This is a genomic window from Fictibacillus sp. B-59209, from assembly GCF_036216745.1.
GTDB classification, from domain to species: domain Bacteria; phylum Bacillota; class Bacilli; order Bacillales; family Fictibacillaceae; genus Fictibacillus_C; species Fictibacillus_C marinisediminis.
In genome coordinates, this window is sequence record NZ_JARMMC010000021.1 from 91,619 (window position 1) to 118,615 (window position 26,997).

General features: G+C 40.4%; 19 protein-coding genes. 13 read left to right on the forward strand and 6 right to left on the reverse strand.

The window, feature by feature from the left end; translation table 11 throughout:
* Nucleotides 1-1,236: 1,236 nt before the first annotated feature.
* A complete protein-coding gene (locus P4361_RS18150; protein ID WP_328090370.1) occupies nt 1,237-1,881 on the forward strand; it encodes a hypothetical protein in 645 nt (214 codons plus the stop codon).
* A 403-nt stretch (nt 1,882-2,284) separates the two neighbouring features.
* On the opposite strand, the gene P4361_RS18155 is transcribed toward P4361_RS18150, so the two are convergent.
* The 4 genes from P4361_RS18155 to P4361_RS18170 all read right to left on the reverse strand — a co-directional run bounded on the left by P4361_RS18155 (nt 2,285) and on the right by P4361_RS18170 (nt 8,436).
* Nucleotides 2,285-3,610: a replication initiation protein gene (locus P4361_RS18155; RefSeq protein WP_328090371.1), complete on the reverse strand. Its 1,326-nt coding sequence runs from the start codon at nt 3,608-3,610 to the stop codon at nt 2,285-2,287.
* Nucleotides 3,611-6,579: 2,969 nt separating this feature from the next.
* On the reverse strand, nt 6,580-7,806 hold the full coding sequence (locus P4361_RS18160; protein ID WP_328090372.1) for a multidrug effflux MFS transporter: 1,227 nt from the start codon (nt 7,804-7,806) through the stop codon (nt 6,580-6,582).
* A 110-nt stretch (nt 7,807-7,916) separates the two neighbouring features.
* Entirely contained in the window at nt 7,917-8,192 is a 276-nt protein-coding gene (locus tag P4361_RS18165; RefSeq protein ID WP_328090373.1) for a hypothetical protein, read from the reverse strand.
* Nucleotides 8,193-8,196: 4 nt separating this feature from the next.
* Nucleotides 8,197-8,436 (reverse strand): hypothetical protein, encoded by a 240-nt coding sequence (locus P4361_RS18170; RefSeq protein WP_328090374.1) that lies wholly within the window; start codon nt 8,434-8,436, stop codon nt 8,197-8,199.
* 202 nt (nt 8,437-8,638) lie between these two features.
* Here P4361_RS18170 and mobQ point away from each other — a divergent pair, with 202 nt between their 5' ends.
* The 10 genes from mobQ to P4361_RS18220 all read left to right on the forward strand — a co-directional run bounded on the left by mobQ (nt 8,639) and on the right by P4361_RS18220 (nt 20,140).
* Nucleotides 8,639-10,627 carry a MobQ family relaxase gene (gene mobQ / locus P4361_RS18175; RefSeq protein ID WP_328090375.1) on the forward strand — a complete coding sequence of 663 codons (1,989 nt, stop codon included), beginning with the start codon at nt 8,639-8,641 and terminating at the stop codon, nt 10,625-10,627.
* Nucleotides 10,628-10,942: 315 nt separating this feature from the next.
* Nucleotides 10,943-11,602, forward strand: a complete 660-nt coding sequence (locus P4361_RS18180) for a GntR family transcriptional regulator (protein ID WP_328090376.1) — start codon at nt 10,943-10,945, stop codon at nt 11,600-11,602.
* Nucleotides 11,603-11,673: 71 nt separating this feature from the next.
* Complete coding sequence (locus tag P4361_RS18185) at nt 11,674-12,879, forward strand: CaiB/BaiF CoA-transferase family protein (RefSeq protein ID WP_328090377.1); 1,206 nt, start codon at nt 11,674-11,676, stop codon at nt 12,877-12,879.
* A gap of 46 nt (nt 12,880-12,925) precedes the next feature.
* Nucleotides 12,926-14,116: a CaiB/BaiF CoA transferase family protein gene (locus tag P4361_RS18190; RefSeq protein ID WP_290401586.1), complete on the forward strand. Its 1,191-nt coding sequence runs from the start codon at nt 12,926-12,928 to the stop codon at nt 14,114-14,116.
* Nucleotides 14,113-15,060: a hydroxymethylglutaryl-CoA lyase gene (locus P4361_RS18195; protein ID WP_328090378.1), complete on the forward strand. Its 948-nt coding sequence runs from the start codon at nt 14,113-14,115 to the stop codon at nt 15,058-15,060. The genes P4361_RS18190 and P4361_RS18195 overlap by 4 nt, the downstream gene beginning before the upstream one ends.
* A gap of 49 nt (nt 15,061-15,109) precedes the next feature.
* Complete coding sequence (locus tag P4361_RS18200; protein WP_328090379.1) at nt 15,110-16,126, forward strand: tripartite tricarboxylate transporter substrate binding protein; 1,017 nt, start codon at nt 15,110-15,112, stop codon at nt 16,124-16,126.
* Between the two features lie 39 nt (nt 16,127-16,165).
* Nucleotides 16,166-16,645: a tripartite tricarboxylate transporter TctB family protein gene (locus P4361_RS18205; RefSeq protein WP_328090380.1), complete on the forward strand. Its 480-nt coding sequence runs from the start codon at nt 16,166-16,168 to the stop codon at nt 16,643-16,645.
* Nucleotides 16,646-16,659: 14 nt separating this feature from the next.
* The gene (locus tag P4361_RS18210) at nt 16,660-18,192 is read left to right on the forward strand and encodes a tripartite tricarboxylate transporter permease (protein WP_328090381.1); all 1,533 of its coding nucleotides are present in this window, start codon (nt 16,660-16,662) and stop codon (nt 18,190-18,192) included.
* A 258-nt stretch (nt 18,193-18,450) separates the two neighbouring features.
* Entirely contained in the window at nt 18,451-18,669 is a 219-nt protein-coding gene (locus tag P4361_RS18215; RefSeq protein ID WP_290401591.1) for a hypothetical protein, read from the forward strand.
* 1 nt (nt 18,670) lies between these two features.
* Nucleotides 18,671-20,140: a pentapeptide repeat-containing protein gene (locus tag P4361_RS18220; protein ID WP_328090382.1), complete on the forward strand. Its 1,470-nt coding sequence runs from the start codon at nt 18,671-18,673 to the stop codon at nt 20,138-20,140.
* Nucleotides 20,141-20,549: 409 nt separating this feature from the next.
* On the opposite strand, the gene P4361_RS18225 is transcribed toward P4361_RS18220, so the two are convergent.
* Nucleotides 20,550-20,888 carry an acyl-CoA thioesterase gene (locus tag P4361_RS18225; RefSeq protein WP_328090384.1) on the reverse strand — a complete coding sequence of 113 codons (339 nt, stop codon included), beginning with the start codon at nt 20,886-20,888 and terminating at the stop codon, nt 20,550-20,552.
* Between the two features lie 346 nt (nt 20,889-21,234).
* The gene (locus tag P4361_RS18230; RefSeq protein ID WP_328090385.1) at nt 21,235-22,767 is read right to left on the reverse strand and encodes a PucR family transcriptional regulator; all 1,533 of its coding nucleotides are present in this window, start codon (nt 22,765-22,767) and stop codon (nt 21,235-21,237) included.
* 345 nt (nt 22,768-23,112) lie between these two features.
* Between P4361_RS18230 and P4361_RS18235 the strand changes: the two genes are divergently transcribed.
* A complete protein-coding gene (locus tag P4361_RS18235) occupies nt 23,113-25,212 on the forward strand; it encodes a hydantoinase/oxoprolinase family protein (protein WP_328090386.1) in 2,100 nt (699 codons plus the stop codon).
* Nucleotides 25,209-26,984: a hydantoinase B/oxoprolinase family protein gene (locus P4361_RS18240; RefSeq protein ID WP_328090387.1), complete on the forward strand. Its 1,776-nt coding sequence runs from the start codon at nt 25,209-25,211 to the stop codon at nt 26,982-26,984. The genes P4361_RS18235 and P4361_RS18240 overlap by 4 nt, the downstream gene beginning before the upstream one ends.
* Nucleotides 26,985-26,997 lie beyond the last annotated feature (13 nt).

A 26,997-nucleotide genomic window follows, 5' to 3' on the forward strand; every position in this document is an offset into this window, starting at 1 on the left:
AAACTTATTATAAAGGATGGATTACACAATGAGGGAAGGGACCATAAAGAAGCGGTAGAATGTAAGTAATACTCTCATTCAAAAACAAATACACATCCGTTTTCGGATGTGTATTTGTTTTTGAAAATATATTGCAATGAAAAACGGCCCTCTTTATTTGTCATCCGCGAAAGAGGCTCATAATACTCTCCCTCGTATACTATAGTTCAATTGACTAAAAGAGCTATTGTAGTGATACAAACAAGCGCTCATTAACCTGATTAAACAAAATAACTCATTGAAACAAACTAAAGACTCAAATTATTTTCTCCTATTTCAATATCCATCCTTTGCAAACAACCGAAAAAACCAGCACATATATATCTACATATGCATCTATGCAAGTGTATACGTTTGTGTTTTCATAATTGGATTAACGAATGACACATGATCAGCACAGCAATAAATGAGAACAAAATAGAATAAATCCAAATCTCCATTCAGTAATTGGAAACGTTATTTAAGGAATAGATTCCTCCTCCACTTCCGAGATTACACAGATCCTTTTTACATTATAAGAGATAAAGAAAACACTTTTAGCAACAGAGATCCCTTTATGTAAATTTTGTACTGCATCTCCAGGGGTTAGTTTTTGTATTTTCGCAGACGGAGAATGTTCCAGATCCCCTATCCTTATGGTACTTCTTAACTAACATCTTGTTTCATTTGTTTATTCATTATTTAACATCTTAATATGTATATATTTTTTGATATGGATTGCGTAAACACAATTATAAACGCTTGTGTTAACGATTGTGTATTCAACAATATTTATTTATCAAAATAGACATTCTACTTGTTTAAATCCATACTTCTTCCCTATTCAAAAAATATTTTAGGACAGTGAGAATGTGTCCCAACCTTATTTTTCTTTTTGGGGATATAAAGAAAGAGGGAAGGGACCTATGAAAAGGCCCGTGGCAGCATCCCTTTGCGAAAACAAATATTCGGTTACACCTTTTTACTTATGCTCTCTAACTATTAAATCTAAAAGAAATTGCATATAAAAATATATCCAATTACGTTTGTGTAAACACAAGCATAAATGATAATGTAATCGGGTTAGAATACCTCCTTAGCATTGTTGTATCTTATGTAATTTCATCGAATTCTTCTCATATTACGTTCTCCTATGCCATATACATATTTTAGGGAGGCGAGAATGTGTCCCAATCTTATTTATCCATTTAGAGGTGAATGATGAAGAAAGAAGAAACCAATACGAAAACTCGTAAAGTGCGCTGCGATAAAAAACGCGATATCAAACCTACGGTACCCCTTGAATTGTATGACTGTATTTCACGGCTATCTTATGTTACGAATCGACCCATTAAAGACGTAGCAGAAGATCTCTGCAACTATGGATTATCATCTAAAGCCGTTATAGAGAAATTGAGTTCATATTTCAGAAGAGATTTTTTAGTTTCAGAACATTTATTATATCTAGGTGATCTTACCAGACAAACCCATCGTATCGTGAAGAGGGGTGGGATAAAGAAGAGGGTAACTATTCGCTTTCAACAGACCACGCATGATAAACTTGCCGATCTGGCCTATGCTCTCGATCTTACGGTATCCTCTGCTACAATGATTTTGTTAGAAATGTCTGTTAAGCAAACAGACATCGTAAAAACCTACATTGAATCTTTTGTACATCAGCAACTAGATCCAGAACGAATCAAACAGCTTAAAGAGATTCTTAAATTTATAAATAAGAACAATCCTTATAATGAAGAAGTAACATTAGCTCAATTAATTAGTTTTTTAATGGAAGAGTTTAAAGACCGAACTATCCATTTAAAACATATGGTGGATGAGTGGCTGCAGCAAGTGAAGAATTAACTTTAAATTATTTTCATGTACATTAACGTTTACGAAAACACAAGTATATACATAAGTGTTTTTATACAATGGAATTTCACTTGTACATGTGTGTTTTTACAATCACTTGTGTATGGAGATTATCTACTCAGAACTCTATAGGTAAACATTTCAATACTACAATGTATCATGATAAATACTTATTATTTTATTATCACTAAAACAGCGTCTCTTAATATGTGATCTTGAAACATATATGGATTTGATTGTGTATTAGTAATATTACCAAGAACTAAATAGATTATACTTATATTTTTATAAACATGTACACTTGCGAGGATGTTTGTGTCTACACTTGTGTTTTTACTTGAATGTAAGGAACAAAAAAACCAACGCACAGGCATTGGCTTTCGTTTGTATTTTTTTATACTTGAACAGGTAATAAGGAAACATATAATGAACGAATTTCTTCATCATTAAATTCCTCTGCTCTATAAAGAGGAAGTTTTAATTGTTCCCTTGATTTTAAAATATCACTAAAACAGCGAACCACTTCTTCTTGAAAACGATGGTTTAATTTTTCTTCATCTCCACCCGTAATCTCCATTAGATTGCGGAAGAGCTCTTTGGTTTCCAGCAAATGTGTTTCTACTTTGCTTGCTTCTTGTTCATGCAGTGCCTGTTTCTTTTTCAATGGTTTTTTCGTTTCATCCTGGTCGAGGAGATACTCTGGAAGTTCTTTAGGAACTTGCTGTTTGCTGCTTGCTGCATAATCGTCTTTGATGGATTTAATTAAGAAACCGACAGGGTTGTCCAGCTTCCTTTTTTCAATAATAAGTTTGCTATAAGCAATATTGCGTTCCACTTGGTCCAGGTCGTACTCTTTGAGTAAACTCTTCGCTACAATGTTAGTTACTCCCATTTTTTCTAACGCTTCTTGAACATCAGATTCATATTCCTCATCGCCAGAGAGAGAGATACTTTTGACCTTGGCCTTATTTTTGTAAATATGGAATTTTATCCCGGTTACCTTGCGGCCCTTTTTTATCTCCTCAAATTCAAAACGGAGATCAGTCTTTTCTTCAAGTTCTTTCTTCCCTACATTCAACACTTTATCCTTAAAATGACCAAACAACTTATATTTCTTCGGTTCAATGCCGAGTACCTCTCGCAATTCTTCTAACGTAAATGATCGTTGCTTAAGGGGCTCATATTGTTTTAATAATTCATAAATCCGGATAGAGTAGGAAGAGCGTAGCTGTATGATATTTTTCAACTGATATGTAGTAAACTTCTCTTTTAACTGTAATAAGTAAGGTTTTAATTTAGGACTGAATTCCAATTCGACGTAGCCTTTACCGTGAAAATATTCAGCACTCGATAGCCAAGTGATATCTAATAGCGACTGGCCCGTATTGATCGGCAATGTTTTTTGCTGTAGAGCTTGTACGATCTTTCGAATTTCTGTGTACTTTCCTGTCGATTTTAAGCCCAATAGCTGCACGAAATCGGATACTTTTATCTGATAGGGCCTAAATGCCTCATCGGACGGCTGGACAAGGCTAGCAAGCGTTAGAATCAATTTCTGTTCCATGACAGACAACTGATACGTCTTTTCGATCAAGGCATTTGATTTGGTTACCCAGTTATGACCGCTTAAATGATCCGGTTCCCTTATTTCTAAATGCTGCATACCGTAATAAGCTAAACTATCACTGAGAGGTGGGTTATCATATTTTTGATCAACCATAATGACCTCCAATCTATCCTTTTATCACTACTATAAATCAAGTGATACATTATTGAAAGAAAAAAATACCAAAAACTTATAAAAATCGACGAGTTTATTCATTTACACGCTGAAAGAGTGATAATAACTATTATCTCACGCTGATTAAGTGATACTTGTCTTTGATCAACGCTGAATTAGTGATAATTGTTCATTTTTGTAGCAACGCTGAAATCGTGATAGTTAAATTTTCATTTCTTAAAAGAGGATAAAACAAAATAAAAGCTGGATGAGTTATGCGCTGAAATGGTGATAGTTTTCGAATAATGCTTTTGGATGCTGTTTCATCTTAGAAGGACGCGTTTCACGCTAAATTTGTGATAGTCGGCAGCGCATTACAAAACACGCTGATTTAGTGATACAACTGTTAACGTTGAAAAAAGTGATACTTTAAATAGCTGCCACGCTGAAAAAGTGATAATAGAACAGATCTTTAACAGAATACTCATCCTTTTTATTGATTAGAGCATCAACGATAAAAACAACGCTGATTTAGTGATATTACGTTCATCTTGACCTTTACTCTGAAATCTAGCATAAAGAAGGGGCTTCATGAATAGATAGGTATGGATGAGGGATAAAATATATTACGCGCTGAATTCGTGATCATTAAAAGAAACAGTTTAAACTAAACGCTGATTTAGTGATAGTAACATCAAAGGGCACGGAAAATCAGAACTTACATCGGGACGCTGAAAAGGTGATAGTTAGAACGATGACACCCACCTGACATTATCCTCAATCCTGCACGCTGAAATAGTGATAATTAAAGATTAGTGCTGACGCTGAATTTGTGATAATTACCGTTGGTCGTAGTTGAACGCTGAAAAAGTGATGGTAGAACGCTGAAATAGTGATAGTTTTATCCAAATAACCGAGAACAGCAGGGCGAAACGGCTTTTAATCTATATTTACGCTAAAAAAGTGATGGTTCGCTGAAATTGTGATACTTCACGTTGAAAAGGTGATATTAGAACGCTGAATCAGTGATACTTCACGCTGAGATAGTGATACTTGGCGCTGATTAAGTGATAGATAGGTTCGTAGAATCCTGTCGTATCAAGGGATCAGCTGTTCCTAAAACAATTAAAACAATATAAACAAAATAAAAACATATAAAACAACAACAGAGCTGCTTGTTGTTTTTAAATATATAATAAAGTACATATTTTGAATAATTGCAAGTTCGTAAGTAAAAACAAAACCGTTTACGCAAGTGTAAATAATGTTATAAATGTTGTACACATGTCTGTATCCTGGTTAAAGATGACTAATAATGAAACGTACTGCTTTAACAGAAAAAAGCTATCCATGTTTCAAAGTAAAAGGAAAATCATCAATTGGTTTCATAAGTAAAAATACAAATGTTTATGCATGTGTTTTTGTGTGTAAGTTCGATAAAATCCTCTGCAATTTAATAACAGCATAAATATCACCACTTATGTTTTCGTTTATGTAAACGCTTGTCATACAAATATATGTTTGGTTGTATATGTACTTATGATTGCGCAAGTGAGTACGCTTGTGAATATTTTGAACAACAAGACGTTAAACTTCCTTTACACCCCAATCTGTTCAAGAGGTAAATCATTCTATATATAATCCAGTAAAAGAAATGCTACCTAAATCTACAATCCACAAGACAAAATCCTGATAGAGTGTATGTTATTTTAAGCAAACAAATGCAAAGATTGACCCCATCACAAATAATTGCAAACTCGCAAATAATAACAAAACCGTTTACGCAAGTGTAAATATTTTTGTGATTTGTATATTTTATACTTCTGTGCTCATGATTAAAGAACACAAATAACGAACTTAAACTGCTACCTTAACCAGAAATTAACCAGGATCAATGTGATAGGAAAACCTTCACGTATTCCACACGTAAAAATATAAATGTTTATGCTTGTGTTTTTGCATCCAAGCTCTATAAATACTCGTTGAATTTAGATAACAACCTAATTTCCGTCAGTAAGCAATCTAACATGGAATGTACACAAAAATAGTCTCTTAATTTCATAAACACTTATGTTTTCGTTTGTGTAAACACTTATAATACAAATATATGTTTGTTTATATATGTATCTATGGATACGCAAATGATTACGCTTGTGAATATTCTGTAAAAAAAAACACTCTAAGATGCCTTATAAGCAGGACTTGTGTTCAAAAGGTAAGCATCCTATACACTTCCGTTAAAGGATCTATACAAATTAAAAATCCCACTAAACAAAATTGTGAAAGAGTCTACAATCTATTGAATGAATTCCAATCATCTATAGAACAATCAACTAAATTCTTTGCTGTTAATGGACGCGTAAAGGCAAGTTAATACACAACTGTTTTCACAAATGAACACGCAATTGTAATGCAAAAGTAAATGCTTACGTCATGGTGTACTGGAAAAGTTTTTAGTCAAAACAAGTGCAACCATACATTACGAATTAGATTCGGTGGATTGTTATTTTTCTGCCAATTTAACTGACAGGCAGTTTATTTAATAAGGTCCTGTTTAAGGTCTGAAAAGGAAAATGGTATTAATAGGTATAATTTAATTGTTGGTGAGATCGACGGAACCCAAATGATTTGAATGGGAGAAACAACTTTACGTGATTGCACAGACTGGATTGACTTATGAGTAAGATGTTTATAATTTGAAAAAATGGAAGATATGAAATATAAAAACTATGGCCATAACAAACAAATAAGAAACAAAGAGTAATTAAAGATTACAGAAAATGATTGATTTAGGCGGTAAAAACATGATTAAAGATTTATTCAGCTAATATAATAGTAAAGCCCATCCCAGCTGATTTAGCTGGAATGGGCTTCTTTCATATTTCTGATATGAACAGTAACAACTCAGTTGGAAGTAAACCTTGATGATTAATTATTTAAATTCCTTTTCATCTTATAAAATTAAGACGTTAGAGTTCCTTTCCATATCTTGTAGTCTTTAATGGAAAAGTAGCTTTTCGGACTAATCCATAATAGGCAATAAATGCTAAAAAACTGGCCGAAAAGATAACCATCCCCATTGGAACAGCTGTATGTTCACCTGCTATTCCTACTAGCGGAGCCGCTAATGAACCAAGTATAAATGGCAATAGACCTAAAAGGGCAGAGGCGCTTCCCGCTATATGTCCTTGTGTTTCCATTGCTAATGAAAAAGAGGTCGTAGCAATAACTCCGAGAGAACTTACTAAAAAGAATATAGGAACAACCACTGCTAGTAGCGGTGCTTTTAAAAAGAGAGCTAACAGTAATACAGCACCAGATAAGTTAGAGGTCAATAAACCTATTTTCAAAAACGTTTTCTCTGAAATGAAATCAGTATAGCGACCAACCACTTGGCTTCCTATCATTAATGCTATCCCATTCATTCCAAACAACAGACTAAAAACTTGTGGAGACACTCCATAAATATTTTGATAGACGAAAGGGGTACCAGACACATAGGCAAAGATTCCTGCGATAATAAAACCTTGAGTAAGGGCGTAGCCTATGAATTGACGATTTTTTAATAAAGATCCAAAATTCTTTAATATTTGATAGAAATTACTTGGAGTTCGTTTTTCTTGTGGTAAGGTCTCTTCTAATTTCCTTGCAGCAATTAAGAACAACACGATGCCTATACAAGCCAAAACCAGAAAAACTCCCGTCCAGTCTGTGACAGCTAAGATACTACCTCCAATAATTGGTGCAGCTATAGGGCCAAGGTTGTTTATTAACATCAATAAAGCAAAAAACTTGGTTAGTTCCCTACCACTATATACATCACGTACAACTGCCCTAGAAATTACAAGTCCACCTGCAGCTGCAAAACCCTGAATAAAACGACTGGTTATAAAGAAATAAATATTCGGTGCAAAGGCACATGTTACTGAAGCGATTAAATACAAAATTAAAAACATACACAGTGGTTTTCGTCGACCCTGTACATCACTCATTGGACCAATAATCAATTGCCCCAATCCCAAACCTAATAAACATGTAGTAAGACTAATTTGTACTAAGGATGCTGTAGTATCAAATTCATTTACAATCGTAGGAAATGAAGGCAAATACGTATCTATCGTAAAAGGTCCTAATAGGGTAAGCGAACCTAAAAGGAAAGCAAGCTGTAATCGTTTTCTTTTGGTTAAGTTATTCAATTTGTTCTCGCCTTTCTATTAAAACAAATTCATGATTTGATACTACTTAGAACTACTAAAAATAGGGTTACTCATTCGAACATCTCTGGATAACCTATACTTATTGGTAATTAAACATCTCTGTTTTCGTGGAACCGTCTGATCTGATTTTCAAAGTAATCAGTGTTTTTATTTTTAAAATGTGCGACGACTTTTAATACAATTTCAGTTTCTTCCACAGTCAGCTCTTCTATATTTAAATACTTTTCTAAAAGTGCTCCTTTTTGGATAAGCCGCCGAGTGCGTTCCTTTCGTCCTTCATTGGTTAACTTATATTCCAGCGCTTTTTTTCGCTGCTCTAAAACCCGAATCTTTTCATTGATTACGTTCATTTCTTCAAGAATCATAGGATCAGCCTTCTTGATTATTCGTCTCGTCGCTCGCTGCGACTTGCTGTGAGGAAAGAACTTGTTCCTTGAATGAATCAATAAACATCTTAGCCGATTCAGCGTCTTGGATATTCCAGGTTTCCATTACATACTTTCCGATTTCTGACTGTGTCTTTGCAAGCAACCTTTTCTGTTTATCCCTTAATCTCTTAATCTGGTCTTCAATCTCTAAGATTTGATTCTTCGTTTTTTGGGAAGCCATTTCTTCACCTCAATATGATAGTTTTAGTTTATTATAGCATTTGAACCAAAACATGGAAAATGGTACAATAATCCCGAAAATGGAATTATAAGGGCGCACTTATATACCACTATCGTGATATCGTGCGAAAACCAAAATCACGTCGCGCGGCGTCTATAAAATTCGCTTCGCTCATGTTGAAACCATAAAGGAGGAACAGCGTATGGCCATTTATCACTTTTCCAATCAGATCAAGTCTCGGAAAAAACAACAAAATGCCATTGCGGCTGCCGCCTACCGGTCAGGTGAAAGACTAGTGGATGAGCGAACGAATGAAGAAAAATATTACCACCGATCGGTTCAGCCGGTTACTCATATTTTAGCTCCCAGTCATGCGCCACAGTGGGTTTATCAACGAGAGAGACTATGGAATGAAGTAGAACGGGTTGAGAAGCAGTGGAACTCCCAACTTTGCCGAGAAATCAATGTGGCACTGCCAAAAGAGTTATCTCACGAAGAACAAGAAAAACTGGCGATCACCTTCTGCCAGGAGATCTTTGCAGATGACGGAATGGTAGCCGATGTGGCCATCCACCGCGATGATGAGGAGAATCCGCATTTTCATGTATTGCTCACGATGCGTCCATTTAATCCAGACGGAACTTGGGGAAATAAACAAAAGAAAACCAAGGAAGTCATCAATGGAAAAGTAACAACGATGGCGATACATACAACGGACTGGAACACAAAAGAGAAACTTTTATACTGGAGAGAGCAGTGGGCCCATTATGCGAACCGTTTTTTAGAGAAGAACGGTTTTTCAGAACGCCTTTCTCATTTATCACATGAAGCAAGAGGACTGGAAACCCTGCCTACCATTCATGAAGGATTTGCGGCGAGGAAGATGGAGAGTGAAGGAAAAGTATCGGATCGCATGCAGATCAATAGGGATCGAAAAGAATATAACCGAACGGTCATCGAGCTTACCGAAGCGAAACGAAAAATACAAAAGAGGGAGCGAGCTCATTCCTTTGTCCGGCGGTTTACGCCCCTAGAGAAAAAGCAATTGAAAGAGGCGGCTCAAGGCTTACGGATTTTCGTAAATTACGAAAATGTCACGAAACGACAAACGCAGTTACAAAAATGGCAATCGCGGCTCACCTTCCAACGTGAATCAGTTGAAAAACAGAAAAAAATCGATCGAATTGAAAATGAAACGTTGATGCTGGAAAGAGCCGAAAACATTCTCGAGAAAGAAGCGTGCCGGTTCCTAACCGCTTACTATCCTACACTTGAGCAAGATCACTATTCCAAAGAACAAAAGATAGCGATTGTGGATGTTTCTCTGACGGAAAATAAGACACTGAACCATGAACAGATCGAAAGCATTCTAAAAAATGTGGAGCAAAGAGAAGTGGAGAATGCGATTGATCAATTGCTGAATCACCGGCCAGCATTTGTAGGATCTTTGCAAAAAGAAGTGGATGTTCTTCAACAAGAGTTTGAAACACTTAGGCTCAAGGAAAACATTGACTTTGCTCATCCAAACTCGGTGAAGCAGGCTCCGGAATCCGTATTAAAAAGGCTTCAGTTATTGCTTCAGAAAAAGGAACGTTCCATGCAAGCTTTAGAGTTAATGGATGAGCTCTATGACAACCGGTTAGAAGATTTCTATCCACAGTGGAAAGGCCGGCTATATTTAACGCTTGAGCAAAAAGAATGGCTGGTAAGGGCGCAAGAATATTACGAAAAAGAGATTACACCTACTGATTTGGCTCAACCACCAAGACGATACACTGTAATTGAACAAGAAGATCTTCTTTCTAGGCTGTATGAAAGTAAGAAGGTTGCCTATCCAGAAAGAAAACGGCTTTATGAGCAACTGGTCGAACGCTATCCTCAATTTCAGCCTGAAAATGACTCCTACCTCATGATGTTTTATCAAGAATGTCAGCAAACGGTTGCAGAATTATCAGGAAATGCTCAAAGGCAGCTTGGAGAGCTGGTTAATCCAAGGGATCTAACGAATGATGTTAATCTTATGAATCAAATATATACTCCATACCCTTCACCTCAGTACGATAGATCGAGGACTTCTGATTTCTTCCAGATTCTTGAGAGTGCGATCCGAGAAGCGAACAAGAAATGGAAAGAAGATGATTTTGAACGTCGACAACTGAAGAAAAAGAAGAATAGAAGTATGGAACGATAGGTTTGTGTAAACACAAATAAATACACAAGTGAATTCGCACCTGTATACAGAAACAATATCACTTGTGAAAGTGTTTGTGAAAATAAGCGGGAAAAAACGACAAGTAAAAAAATCGAAATAATTCACTCAGTCGCGATTAACGAAACATTATCCAGGTTTATCCTCTCCTCAAATTTTTCCTTTTTAAACAAATGAACAAAAACATCACTATTTGTCGGAATTTTCTGATTGAAATGAATAGTCAGAATTATTATGATGTAAATTGTATACAATATCTGAAATGGAATACAAAGTTAGGTTAAAGGTGAATTGAGAATGAACCATAGAAAGCATAGTCTTTATGAGCAAGTGTATTTATCAATTAAAGATGCAATTATAAAGGGGAGATTGTCTCCCAATGAACGATTGAGGGAAATGAAGCTAGCAGAAATGTTTAATACAAGCCGGACTCCAATTAGAGAAGCTTTAAGAAAGCTGGAAAGAGAACGTCTAGTCACGTTTGAGACTTCTATTGGGGCTAAAGTCACCGATTTAAATAAAGAAACGATCAAGAGCATGTATGAATGCCGTTCTGTCTTGGAAGGACTGGCTGCAAGAAAGGCCGCTCTTCATATACAACAAAATGACTACTATCAATTGGAAGAGTATATTATTCTCGGCCGACAGTATTTTCAAGCTGGCCACCTTGAACGAGTGGTTGAAAAAAACACTTTATTTCATCAAACCATTGTAAAATTGAGCAAAAACCCATCGTTAATCCAGATGATGGACCAGGTTCGTACGGAAATTGTCCGATATCGTTTTATTACTAGCTCCGTTGGCTTTAGGTCAACCGGTTTTGATGAACACGAGGCGATTCTTCAATCTATCAATAACCGAGATGCTGACAAAGCGGAGGAATTAATGAAAAATCACATACAAGATGACTTGGAAAATATTTTAAGCGGGTTTAATCAATACCAAGTAGAATTATGAACACAAAAATGAAAGCGCTTTATTTTAGTGCTTTCAGAAAAAATACGATATGGATAGGAGGGGGCATAGCCTTGGCTGTTACATCTAATAGTCTTCCTTTGTCAGGTGTAAAAGTACTGGAAATGGGTTCTTTAATTGCAGGTCCCTTTTGTGCAAGGATTCTAGCGGAATTTGGAGCAGAGGTCATAAAAGTGGAAGTACCAAAAATCGGGGATCCCTTAAGGAAATGGCGAGCGCTGCATAATGGCACATCCTTATGGTGGTATGTGCAATCGAGAAACAAAAAATGTATAACCGTGGATGTTCGCACCAAAGAAGGATTGGAGATCATTAAGAGCCTATTAAAGGAATGTGATGTATTGATTGAAAATTTCCGTCCGGGCACGATTGCTAAATGGGGCCTTACCGCTGAAGCTTTACAGGAAATCAACCCAAAACTCATTGTCAGCCATATATCGGGATATGGTCAATCAGGGCCATATAGTAACCGTGCAGGGTTTGGGTCGATTGGAGAAGCCATGGGAGGTTTAAGATATCTAACTGGTTACCCTGAACTTCCTCCTGTGAGAGTAGGCGTTAGTATAGGAGATTCAATTGCCTCCCTTTATTCCGTAATTGGAATTTTAATGGCCCTCTATTACCGAGATGTAAGGAATGGCGGGGGACAAGAGATTGATGTCGCTCTTTACGAAGCGATTTACAGTATGATGGAAAGTTTAATTCCTGAATACGACAAACAGGGGATTATCAGAGAACGGACAGGCTCTATTTTTCCTGGGATAGTCCCGACCAATGTTTATGAAACGAGTGATAAAAAGCACATTGTGCTGGCCGCAAATGGCGATAACATTTTCCAGAGGTTGTTGAGGGTTATGGGAAGAGAGGATTTAGTCGGTGATGAACGATTTTTATCGAACGATGGAAGGGTTCAGCATCAAGAATTCGTAGAATCGGTAATTGAGGAATGGGTTAGCAGGAATAAGCTGGACGAATGTCTTGAGATATTAAACGAAAACGCTATCCCGGCTGGTACCATCTATAATGCTGAAGACATTATGAATGATCCTCATTATCAAGCAAGGGATATGATCCTGGAAATGCAGCATGAAGACGTTGGTACGATGAAAGTTCCTGGAATTGTACCTAAGCTAAGCAAAACTCCAGGACAAGTCAATTGGCTAGGTCCGAAAATCGGTGAACATAATCTGGACGTACTAAAAGAAATTGGGCTAACAAATGAAATGATTCAAGACATGGCGAACAAGGGAGTGATCTAGATTCACAGCTTAAAGAATCAAATAAACTTTACTGGGAGGTGATTGGATGGCGGGTCCGCTTAAGGGTTTGAAAGTTCTTGATATTGCAACCGTTTATGCAGCCCCTTTCGCCGCAGCCTTATTGGGAGATTACGGAGCAGATGTGATAAAAGTGGAGATACCAGGAAAAGGGGATCCAGTCCGCGGTTTTCAACCAATGAAACTTGATGTATCGATTCCTTGGGCAACGGTTTCACGTAATAAAAAAACGATTACACTCGACCTGCGCAAGGAAAAAGGCCAGGAGGTATTTCTCAGATTATTAGCGGATCAGGATGTATTATTTGAAAATTTCCGTCCTGGAACGCTTGAAAAATGGGGAATACCAATCGAACGCATAAGAGATGTGAATCCGAATATAATTGTTGTCCGAATTAGTGGTTATGGACAAACCGGTCCACACCGTGAAAAAGCCGGTTTTGGCACTTCCGCTACTGCCTTCGGAGGCTACACTTATATTAATGGTGACAGGGACAGACCACCTTTATCACCGCCGATATCGCTTGTTGATTATTTAACTGGACTATTTGCAACGATAGGAGCTGTTGTGGCACTGTACCATCGAGATGCTGGTGGGGGAGAAGGGCAAGAGATTGATTTGTCTCTTTATGAATCGATGTTCCGCTTGCTGGAAATCATGGTGGCTACTTACGACCAGCTTGGAACCGTGATGGAGAGGCAAGGGAATGATAACAGTGCATCTGTGCCAGTTGGAACCTTTCAAACAGCTGATGGAAAATGGATGGTCCTTACTACGAGTACAGACCGTACGTTCTACCGCTTAGCTGAATTAATGGGAAGGGAAGAAATGATAACCGATCCTCGCTATTCAACCAACAAAGAGCGCGAAAAAAGGCGAGTTGAATTAATGACCATGGTTGCAGATTGGGTGAGGAAATATACAGCATCAGATATACAAATTCTTTGCGACAACCATGGCGTACCAATTTCTCCTATTTACTCCATAGAAGACATCTTCCAAGATCCACAATATAAAGCCCGTCACTCCATTGTTGAAGTCGAACATGCGTCATTTGGGAAAATAAAACTTCCAGGTGTGGTACCAAAATTCTCTAAAACCCCAGGTTCTGTAAGGAATTCGGGTTCGAAGCTGGGGGAGCACAATGATGAAGTGTATTCCAAACTTGGTTTTACACCTGAAGAAATTCAAATTTTAGAAAAGGAGGGAGTCATATGAATTGGGAGTTCAATGATTTTATTAAAGTGAAAGATGTGGGGCCGCGCGATGGCCTTCAAATGGAGAAAGCATGGATTCCGACTGAGGAAAAAATCAATATCATCAATGCGCTATCCAAAACCGGTGTTACAGGTATTCAGGTAACATCTTTGGTTCACCCGAAAGCTGTTCCTCAACTGGCAGATGCGGAAGAAGTAATGAGAAACATTGATCGGCAATCTGGCGTTTTGTACAGTGTTTTAGTGCCAAATGAACGCGGCGCACAACGGGCTGTGCCCATGAAAGCAGATGAATGGGAGCTGATGCATTCCGTAACAGAATCTCATAGTCTGGCCAATGCGAATAAAAAGGTTGAAGAAAGCCTTAAGGAACATGAAAAAGTAGTCAAGTTAGCTCATGAACATAATGTAAAGGTTCAAGGAGGAATGGCAACCGCGCTAGGCTGTCCTTTTGAAGGTAAGGTTTCATTTGAAAGGGTACTTTATGTCGCAGAAGCCTATTATTCTATGGGTATCCGGTCTATAAGCATAGCGGATACCATTGGCGTCGCCGATCCGAAGCTTGTTTATACAACGTTAAAAAGGCTGATTGACCAATTTCCGGACGTCGAATTCAGTCTTCATCTTCACAATACACGAGGAATGGCGATTGCCAATGTCTTGGCTGGAATTGATGCAGGTGTTCGTGCGTTTGATGCGTCGATTGGGGGGCTAGGCGGTTGTCCCTATGCTCCTGGTGCAACTGGAAATGTATCAACAGAAGATCTCGTTCACATGCTGGACCTAATGAATATTCCAAATGGAATCGATTTGAAACGATTGCTTGAACTATCCAAGCATGTTGAAAAGGTGGTAGGACATCCTCTGGAAAGTGCCATTTTTAAGGCAGGCCCAGCTGGCCAACTTCAAGCAGCACCGACTGTTCAAGAAAAAATCAGTAAGTAGCGTAAGGATAGGGAAAATTCACTGATAAACATTATAGGGGGGATTTGTTTTGAAAAGTGTAAAAAAGAAATGGATCATGGTGTTGATCATTTGTCTAACCTTCGTTGTCGTATTGGCCGGCTGCAATTCTAGTTCATCAGCAGGAAAGGCCGGGGCAAAAGCAGACGTATATTCGAAAGGAAAGCCAGTAACTATCGTGGCGCCTGCCCCACCGGGAAGCGGCTGGGATTTAACGGCTCGTGCGCTGGTTGAAACCTTTACGAAAGAAAAGGCAGTCAAATTTCCAATACCGGTCGTGAATGAACCTGGAGCGACTGGGGCAGTGTCACTATCCCAACTAGTAACGCAAAGTAAAGGTGCCGTTGACAAGATTAGTGTAACTTCAACTCCGATTATGGTCAATTACCTACGCGGCAATTCTGACTACAGTTATAAAGATGTAACGATGATCGCAAGGCTAATGACTGAATACTACACTGTGGTCGTTCCCAAAGATTCACCGTATAAATCCCTTAAAGATTTATTAAATGATGTTAAAGAAAAACCTCAGTCCATTCCTGTAGGTGCTTCTGGTGACGATCAGCTTCCATTTGCTTTATTGGTGGATGAAGCAGGCGGTGATGCCAAGCAGCTTAAATTCGTTTCGTATGAAGGCGGAGGAGAAATTACAAATGCCTTACTGAATGGTGATCTCAAAGTGGCAGTGTCTGGGATTAGCGAATTTAGCTCCCAAATTGAAGCCGGTAAATTCCGTGCTCTCGCTGTATTAAGCGACAAAAGGCTAGGTGGTGCTGTGAAAGATGTCCCGACAGCAATCGAACAAGGCGTAAATGTATCCTACGGAAATTGGCGAGGTGTTATGGGTCCACCGGATATGCCCAAAGAAGCCGTTAAGTATTGGCAGGATGTGATTGAAACATCGCTTCAATCGGATACTTGGAAAGAAATCGCCAAAAAGAATCAATGGGAAACAACTTTTATGAAAGGCGAAGAATTGCAGAAATATTTAGATGAAACCAATCACTCAATTGAAAAAGCGCTTCAAAAAACAGGACAGGCAAAATAAAACATACAATCTTGATATTGAAAAGGGAGGAGTGGTCAAATGAACAAGAATACCATTTCCGGAATGGTGATCCTCATTTTTGCGCTTATTTATACGATCATGGCATTCCGGCTGCCTGCATCATCGTCAAATACAGCGGTGATTGGTCCTTCCGTCTTTCCGGCAGCCATTGGCATTCTCTTAATCATTACCTCTATCATGCTAATTGGTAAAGGGTGGCTTGAACAACGGCAGCAACATGGCAAGACAGAGCCTGAAAATCCATTGGAAGAAGAGGAGGAAAAACAAGATCCCAAAAAAGTTTTTGTTCTCTCCCTCCTTCTCCTTGGATACGTTTTATTATTTTTTCCACTGGGCTACTTGCTTTCAACGGCCCTCTTTATTTTAAGTGTGACGATGTTTTTGGACCGGGGACATTGGATTCGAAATGTGATTTATTCATTGGCTTTCCCAGGTATTATCTATCTTGTTTTTGATCGTGTATTGGCGGTTTATCTGCCGTTAGGTCCATTAGGTTAGGGGGGGAGCACAATATGGATATGTTCTCACATCTCATGTCAGGTTTCAGCCAGGCATTATCGTTGGAGACTTTAGGTTTTGCCTTTATCGGGGTTTTGATAGGAACATTAACTGGAATCCTTCCAGGAATCGGCCCCATTACCGCAATCGCTCTGCTAATACCGATGTCATATGGAATGGAACCGATGAGCGGCCTCATTATGTTAATCGGAATCTATTATGGTTCTATGTATGGCGGCTCGACTACTGCCATACTCGTGAAAACACCAGGGGAAGTAGCTTCGATTGTCACAACGTTGGATGGATATGAGATGGCGAAACAAGGAAAAGCTGGACGTGCCTTATCGGCCGCTGCTATTGGATCGTTTATCGCTGGAACACTTTCTACACTAGGTTTGATGCTGCTCGCACCCGTTTTAGCTAAGGCAGCCTTTTTCTTTGGTTCGGCAGAATACTTTCTTATGATTGTACTCGCTATGTCCATGGTTTCCAGTTTAACGACAGGGTCTGCCTTAAAGGCATATATTTCTACCTTGTTTGGACTATCGATTGCGATGGTGGGGATTGATTTGCAATCCAGTGTTCCCAGATATTCATTTGGTATTCCGAACTTATTGGACGGAATTGATTTTGTTTTAGTTGCGATTGCTTTATTTGCTATTCCAGAAGCCCTTTCAACTATGGCAAGAAAGGGCAAAGTGGCAAAAATGAATGTCCAAAACTTTAAAGGATCAAATTGGATGACTCGTGAGGACTGGAAAAGATCCGTTGGACCATTTGGTAGAGGCTCTCTATTAGGATTTATCATTGGGGTTCTTCCGGGATTAGGGCCATCTTTAGCCTCCTTTTTGTCATACGGGATGGAAAAGAAGCTTTCCAAACGGCCTGAAGAGTTTGGAAAGGGAGCCATTGAAGGTGTATCCGGTCCTGAAGCGGCTAACAATGCTGGTGTAGGCGGAGCCTTAGTTCCGTTATTTACGCTTGGGATCCCAGGCTCGGCCACCACAGCTCTTTTAATGTTTATTTTCATGATGTACGGGATGCAGCCTGGGCCAGGTATGTTTAACCAACATCCTGAATTGATATGGGCAATTATTGCTAGTATGTATATCGGGAATGTTATGTTATTAATTTTGAATCTCCCGTTGGTAGGTGTATTTGCTTCGTTATTGAAGCTGCCAACTGTTCCACTTTTTGTTGGCGTGGTAGCATTTTCGGTTTTAGGTGTGTATGGCATTAATTACAATCAGTTTGATCTAATATTGTTATTCGGTTTCGGTCTGATCGGGTATGCGATGCAGCGTTTTGATTTTCCACTTGCTCCTGCTGTTATGGCGTTAGTGCTTGGTCCACTATTGGAACAAAATTTCCGCCGTTCCTTGGATATTGCCAATGGAAACTGGTTTACGTTTTTTGAGAGACCAATTTCTCTCGTTCTTAGCCTTATTATTATCGCGATTGTCATTGTACCGATTGTGAACATGGTGTTTAAGAAAAAAAGAAATAACAATAAACCGTTGGAAACAGAAATCCGAACGAACTCTTAATGCCAAGATTAGAAAACTATCTGGAAACGGGATTGTGGCGATTCTTCAAATGAAGAGTCGCTTTTTTAGGGGCCAATTTCCGATGAAGTAAGACTATTGTACGAAACAACACGGACAATTTTTATTATTTTCTGAAAAATAAAAAACAGTTTGATATACTTTTAGTATGTACTATGATTTTTACAGCAAATCAAATCATAAAACGCAGTTTTATAGATTTCAATTTTCAGGTCCTTAACTAAACGAGGAGGTCTAGTGATGATATTCCAACGAACGTTTGATTGGACAGACTATACGGTACTAGATAAATCCAATGAACAGATTATTCAAGATTTGAGGATCCAGCAGAAATTCCATCCCTTCATGGATGCCGCCAAACTTCGAATTCAAAAGCTAGTGGATAGGATGGGCCCTCATCAAGACGCAGCGGACCGCTTCTTAGACTATTTAGAAGACGAATACGACGGGGAAGAGTAGCATGCATCTCTATAGTGGTGACATCATTCGTGTCCGCAACTACCCCTTTCAAGATGACCCAAGCCGGGGCAAGTCCCGATATGCGATGTTTCTGTCAAAAATAGGGGATGAGGTCACTCTCGCTCCAGCTACCCAACTTGGTACATTAAGCGGCCGAGCAGGAAGTATGCCCCTTCGGCCTTTTGAAGTCGAAATTCCAGCGGTTTTCACTTCTCAAACAGGGATTAAAGGGGTCGTGAAGTGTGACCGGTTTCCTCTCATTGACCAGCAGCAACTGCAAGGTGGTGTAATCGGCCGACTCCCTTTAGAAACACGTATTGAAATCATTCAGAAATATGAACAAATCCACCAAAACCGCCGTTTCAAGGAACCTATGGACCAGGAAAATCCTAATCATCCCCAAATCATGAAGCATTTTAAGGAGCTTGTAATTGCTGAGAAGCTCGGATTCCTTCAAAATCAGGGCGTTGAATACGAAGATGTTAAAGACCTGGACTGCCAGGTGACCGGCGTCTATTTTCATCCCTCTAAGCTGGGCATTCCGGTGCATCATGTGTCTTTAACCTTTGAAACCTATGATCCTAAAATCAAGCAAACTGTTAATTACAAAGCCACCATTGCAACTAGTGATGATAAAGAAGTATTGTTACGAAAACTCCAGGAAGTACAGACCACCCAAGACGTTCTTCACATTGACTCCAGATACACCAGACTTCAAAGAGAGCTATCTCTAGCCTTTAGCAACCTTAATTCCTTTCATATAGATCTGCATCCGCAGAATGATTTTCAAAATGTCTCTAACCTGACGCAGGAAGTATTAAACAATCGTTTAACTGAACATGAGATCTGGCTTGGATCAAGCGGAAGAGAAGGAAAACAGCTGATATTAAATGGATTTGATCTGTCAGGCTGTGAAGTAACAAGCCCTCATCTTAATCAAGCCGTTTTTTATCGATGTGTATTTAAAGAAATGGATTTAAGTCAAAAAGATTTTACAGATACCGAGTTTGATTCCTGCCAGTTTAAAGTCGTAAATTTAGATGGATCGAATCTAATCCATGTAAACTTTCAGGACTGCGAACTGACTCGAACTAACTTAAGCCGTACGTTATTGGATCACACGCGGTTTTTGGATACGGATCTGTCTCCAAAATACATATCAAACAGAGAGCTGCCCGGTATCTATTTACATGAAGCTAGGGTAAAAGATGTGGAGTTTGAAGATACACAGTTTTCTCAAGCTTTATTAGCACATATTACGAAAGAACCTATTGGGAAAGTTACGGTTAAAGAAAAAGAATTTTCGGGGTTGGCTATTCAAAAGGAAGGGGACAAATGGAGGTTGCTTTCAAAAAGAGGGAAAAGCATCGAAAACGCTTCTTTTCCTAATTATGAAGAAGCCAAACAAGGAGTTCTGAATTTTCTTCAATATGAAAAATCGCTGAGTAAAGGAAAATCGATTGATGTATAAGGACAAAACACATTGCGTTATTAACAAAGACGTATATGTAAATGTAGTCCATTACGTTGCTGTTTACAAGGAAATGGATGTAAACAGATTTGCAAGAATGTGAAAGTTCCACCGTTCGGTATGGTGCTTCTACTTATACCATATTTCTGATGTAGAATTACATGATTTCCAATTCTGCGACTTACTCAGTAGAAATTGAGGTTATTACTCTGTATTGTTTTTTAAAACAAAACTGATTCTCTTTAAGATACAAGGGAATCGGTTCTTTAATTTTTACAGTAAATGGTTCTGAAAGCTACCATCCTGTTTACTAGAGATGCGTTTTCTCTTTTTATTGAACAAATGAGTAGTTTGTGAATCTCATATAACATGCTGAAAACTATTATCTCATATAACATGCTGAAAACTATTATCTCATATCACACCCCTTTGAAAATGGATTCGATGAAGACACCTTTGCCCCAAGGTCAAGATTTTTCTCAAACTGTATAATCCTGCTACGGACATCCTCAGGTATAGAACGAGGTTTTCCGTTTTGGTCGATATTTATATAGGTGGTTTGCGCTTCTAAAAGTGGTGCATCATTTTCCCCTTCCCGAAGGATGGAAAAACTGGAGTTAAAGCTGCTTTTCCCCAACTTAACGACACTGCAGCCGACCAGCAATAATTCGTCTAGGTATGCCGGGTGAATGAATTCAAGGCTCGTTTTTCTTAAGACGAAATCAAACCTGTTATGATAAGTTTCCATCCATTTTAACGGCCGATAGAAGTTGATGAAGTTAAAGAGATGAAAATAACATCCAGATACCCAGGCTACATGATGGTGTTCGGCGTTGCGATTATTATCATTACTTTCATCTTTTACTATTGGCCTGCCTTTTTAGCAAAAGGTGTAAACTCATTTGAAAAACAACAATCCATTCTGGCATTAAAGGATTGTTGTTTTCCGTATGTTCATCCAATTGTTTGTTAATCATTAATTGCCTTCTTCGACCATGATCTCTAAAATACATCTGCTGACCAGGCACTACAGCTGCACAATCTGAAACCTTTACTTATAAATAAGGGATTATTTTTTTCAACTAGAATATTTTCTACAGAATCCCGATCTTTGATAGGTCTGGCAGTAAACCCAGCATCCTTGCGGCTTGTAAAGAGAACCAAAGTTCGGCAACATCATTGGTGACATTAAGGCGACGGCCTGTCATTTGTTCAATTCTGTTAATTCGGTAGACCAATGTCTGTTTATGGATATGTAATTTTTTTGCGGCACTCTGCCAAGAACGATTCTCACACAAATAAACATATAGTGTCATTGTGAACTCACTGTTATGTTTGATGTCATATGCTAACAAGTCACGAATAACCTGCTTTACTTGTTCTTGAGCTTCACTTCTACTTCGGGGCATGAAGGGCGACACGGGTGACTCTTCGCTATAGTAAACAATAGTTTTTTCATGAGTCTCAGCTTCACGCAATGCCCATAAAGCCTCTTGATACGCTTCTGGTGTACGAGTAGGGCGCCCCAGTGTGTTACTTATGCCTAAGCGTACGTTTGCTGGCAATTCAGCCTGCAAACTAGAAAGTACGTTACTGCTTGCAGAAAGCATAACTAGAAGAAGATTTCCCCGACGGGTTAAAAGATGAGGGATGCCTCGTGCATACAACTGGAGATGTAACCATGTATGTTCAAAAGGTTGATCTCCAGCAGCGCAGGCAACGATACACCGTGGTTCTTCTCCGAGTTCATGCTCAGCCAGTAAAAGATAGGCTGCATCGGTTGTAAGTCGTCCATCAATCAAACCTGACATTATCTCAGCACCTAACCGTCGCTGGCGTTCATGCATAGCCGTATTTTTTTCAATTATCATACCAACGATCGTGGCGATATGAGCTAGTATGAGATTATGAGGGATAATTGTTGAATTACTAATCGCGAGTAGGGTAGCCGGCCGGGATGCAGGAACAGACACTTGTATGATGGTTATTCCACTTCGTTCGATACGGTGTACAGCAGGTGAATGAAGTTTATCGCCGGGAGATATTTTTTCGAATATTTCCTTAATATTGTTGGGCAGCTTGGAATGATAGAATAGTGGTTTTTTGTTGATCGGGTGGACAACATGTAGCGTACAGTTAATAATCTCGCCCAGCATATTGAGTATTTGAGTAGGAGAATGATCCTGAATGGCCTGACGGGCAATTTCGTATATGCGCAGTGTTTGTACCACTCTCGCGTGTTCTTCGTGTGTATTCGCATCAGCCACAGTACGTGTAATGGCAAGCCAAGGGATCTCATAAGCTGTCAACAAAACGGGGAATGCGTTTCGGTCAGCTTCAGACAGTAAACGATTGGTAGACTCAGGAGCGTACATTCCTTCCGCAATTGCTATTCCACTAACTCCTGCACCTATGAGACATTGCAAGTATTCCTCCTGCTTCTGTGCAATTCGCGGAATAGCCAGACCGGTGGTCATGATTAATTCGCCACCATTGAGCCATGGGGTAGGGTCTTGTAATTCACATACGTGTGCCCAAGTGATCTCGCGTTCAAGACCGTTAGAACCAGCGAGAACTTTTGTCTTCAAATGCGGATTATTTACCAGTTGACGAACAGTAATTGTCATAAGCATTCATCCCATCGTATGAAATCAATCATAAAGTTTGTTCATATAGACGTATTGCAACCAAGATAAGATTAACAATATACTGAATATACCGATTATTACGATTATACTAAATAAATCGTAAATTGCTAGTAAATCGTCATGACTCTTGAACGAGTGAGGAGGGTTGGAAGATAACGTTTAATAGGAAGATACCTATTGAAGCTGTTGTGGAGTAGAGTAGTTTAGTTCCTTCGGAAGAAACAACCAACTTATGCATGTACTATAACGCGATGATTTCCAAAGTTTGACATCATCGTAGGGTTGTAAGCCGAAACAGGAACCAATGAAGAAGGAGGAAGACATATGTTACGAGTGGGAATTGATGTTGGTGGAACCTTTACTGATCTTTTTGCCTGGGATGAAGAAGCAGCAGAATCTGATCGTGTACGCACAGCAAAGGTACTTTCGACGCCAAATGATCCTGTAATCGGATTTATGAATGCGCTTTCAGAAGCAGGGATTAAGCCTTCTGAAATTGGAACGATTATTCATGGAACGACCATCGGAACAAACGCCTTAATCGAACGCAAGTATCCTGAACCTGCGTTAGTGACGACTGCAGGTTTCCGAGACACACTCGAAATAGGACGCCAGCGTCGCCGTCACCTCTACGATCCGTATCAAGTTAAATCTCAGCCGCTGATTAGCCGCAGCCGTCGTTTCACTGTTAGCGAAAAGCTAGGAGCGGACGGGACGACTGTAAAACCTCTTGGTCGGGACGAAGCACGCCGAGTAGCTGAAAATATTGCTAAACTTGGCATCAAGAACGTAGCTATCGCGTTTATTAACTCCTATGTAAATGGTCGGCATGAGCAAGAGATGCGCGATATCATACTGGAAGTGATTCCAGACGCACGTGTTGCTCTGTCCTCTGAAACACGCCCTAAGATTCGCGAACTGGGTCGCTTTGTCACGACCGCGATACGCGCTTCATTGTTCCCTGTTGTGAGCGACTACTTTACTAGATTAGAAGCACGCCTGGCTGAAGCTGGCTCAACCGCCCCGCTTTTCATAGTCAAGAGCAATGGTGGGATGATGCGAAGTTCTACTGCCAAAGAACGTCCAGAGGAACTGATTGGGTCGGGACCCGCTGGAGGAGTTGCAGCAGGAGGCTTTCTGAGTACTTTACTTAACACGCAGAACATGATTGTTACTGACGTTGGAGGCACCAGTTTTGAGGCATGTCTCATGGAGAATGGCCGCGGTCTGGTAACAGACGAATATGAACTTGAGTGGGAGATGCCGATAATCACTCCCATGCTTGATATCCGCAGTATTGGTGCGGGTGGTGGCTCTATTGCATGGATTGATCAGGGCGGATCGTTACGCGTTGGTCCACAAAGTGCCGGAGCCGATCCTGGGCCAGCCTGCTATGGTCGCGGTGGCACCCGCCCAACAGTGACAGATGCAAATCTTGTGCTTGGGCGCTTAAACCAAACGTTGAGCGGCAAATTCCAGCTTGATTACGATGCAGCTGTGACCGCGATAAATAGCATTGCAGAGCCACTGGGTCTATCCGTTCTCGATTGCGCTGAAGGCATCCTTGAGATTGTCTGTGAGAATATGGCAGGTGCAATTCGTATGGTTTCGACCGATCGCGGTCGTGATCCACGTGATCAGACGCTTGTTGCCTTTGGAGGCGCCGGCGGGCTACATGCCTTTAATATTGCTCGTGCAGCAGGTATTAATCGTATCCTGGTACCCCCGTTTGCTGGAGTTGCGTGCGCCTTTGGGGCCACAACAATGGAGGTACGCCACGACCTTGAAGCGACCTTTTATGCGCCGGCCGCAGGTCTTGATTCGAGTAAATTGACACTTGCCTTCAACAAGCTCGAACAGGAGTGTAACGAATTGCTCGAGAATGACGGAATTAAATCTGAGCAGATGACGTTTGAGCGTAACGCCCTGATGCGCTATATTGGACAATCCTATGAAGTGACTACACCTGTTCCAAGCGGCGATATTGATGAGGCTATAGTGGCCGATGTAGTTGATGCCTTCCACAGGGAACACAAGCGTGAATATGGAGTCTCTTCAGAATCCTTCCCCGTTGCTTTTGTCACCTTACGAGTTACGGGATATGGACAAATAGCCAAACCAGCGGCCAGTGATCTCGAAGCATCATTGGGGACGAACAACCAAAAAGGTGACGAAGTCAAAGAACAACGCAAGGTCTACTTTGGAGGACAGTACTATATGGTGGAAGTTTACGATCCAGCCCATCTTAGTAGTGGCCAGCTAATTCAAGGACCAGCCATTATTGAACAGCCTGACAGTGAAATCGTACTTCCACATCATGCATTGGCTAAGATCGACAAGTTTGGCAACATTATTATCACTAACGACGAGAAAGTAGACCAGTATGGCAAAATCCTTGTTACTACAGAGGAGGGTGTACGATGACCACTATCAAAACAGACACCGTAAAGCGTCAGCTAGATCCCATTACCTTTGAAGTTCTGCGGCGATCGTTTGAATACACCTGTGAACGAATGAGCCTGGTGTTGCAAAAAGCATCATTCTCGCCAATTATTTATGACATGGTGGATTACTCCAACGCTATTTTTGACCCGGACGTCAATTTAATTGGTCAGACAGCTAACTGTCCGGTTCATATTGCCGCCATGCACTTTAGTGCACGTGCCTCACTCAAACGATATCCAATAGAAGAGCTAGGTCCCGATGATGTCATCATCCTGAACGATCCTTATGATGGAGGCACTCATACTCCTGATGTCACCATGACTATGCCTGTGTTCTATGACGGCATTTTGCTTGGCTTTGCAGTCAGCCGAGCCCACTGGACTGATGTCGGTGGTGGTTTTGACACCCACATTGCCGGGGAAGGTCTACGTCTGCCTCCGTTGATGCTCTACAAGGGAGGCAAACCTAATACAGAACTTATTGAAATTATCAAGAATAGCACACGGACACCTCAGTACATTGAGGGTGACATCCAGGCGCAACTAGGTGCTCTGCGGGCCGCCCGCGATGAATTTATGCGACTCGCAGACAAGTACGGAACGGATGTTTTAAGGCAAGGGATGCGAGAAGTTCTCGACTACACTCAGGAGATGACCAAAGAAGCAATTAACCGAATTCCCGATGGTGAGTACGAGGCGAGCGATTATATCGACAGCGATGGATTCACCGATAATCCTGTCCAACTACGTGTCAAAATCACTGTTGCTGGAGATCGGATCGGGGTTGATTTTACAGGAAGTGATCCCATCGCAATTGGTCCAATTAACTCTCCTTACGCTAACACGGCCTCGGCGGTCTACTATTCTTTAAAGTTCTTTCTCAATCCCGAGGCACCAGCAAATGCAGGGATGTACAGACAGATCGATTTGACTATTCCTGAGAATACCTGGCTCAATCCCCACTGGCCATCGCCGACACTTGGATGCACAACCGTAGCCTCTTCAAAGATCACCGCAGCCATCTGGATGGCACTGGCCAAGGCGATTCCTGAACGCATTGTGGCTCCAACTTGTTCTGATGCGAACTGGTATGTGGCAAGTGCCACTGATCCGGCGACAGGTGATTTGCATATCTTTACTGATTTGCCTGCCGGGGGATGGGGTGGAACACCCACTCACGACGGAATGCATGTCACAATGGACCCTCTGGGAAACTGTCAGAATCTCCCTGCTGAGATAGCTGAACTCCTATTTCCTATACGATACAATTCGTTTGAAATGCGGACTGACTCAGCCGGGGCCGGACGCTATCGTGGTGGTGTAGGCGTACATGTTGAAGTAGAGTTCCTTGGACGCGGCGAGATGATCTGGATGGAGTGCTCCCGAACCCGCAAAGGCTCGCCAGGAGTTAACGGGGGACTACACTCAGCACAGCAAAGACAGCTGCGGAAAACTCGCGAAGGTGAGTTAGAAACGATTGGTGGATTAGCAGATGACGGGACATGGCATCCACAAATGCTAGGGGGCATTCAATTTCAGCCTGGCGAATCGTTTGTCTTCGAAAGCACCGGTGGTGGCGGCTGGGGCGATCCCCTAAGCCGTGACCCTGAACTTGTGGCCCAAGATGTTCGTGAAGAAATCGTTTCAAAGGCTCAAGCAAGCAATCTATACGGTGTGGTGCTTACTGCCGATCTTAAACTCGATCAGGCGGCAACTAGAGCAAAACGTACAGAAGCACGTAATAAACAATAGCCAAGGGATTTAC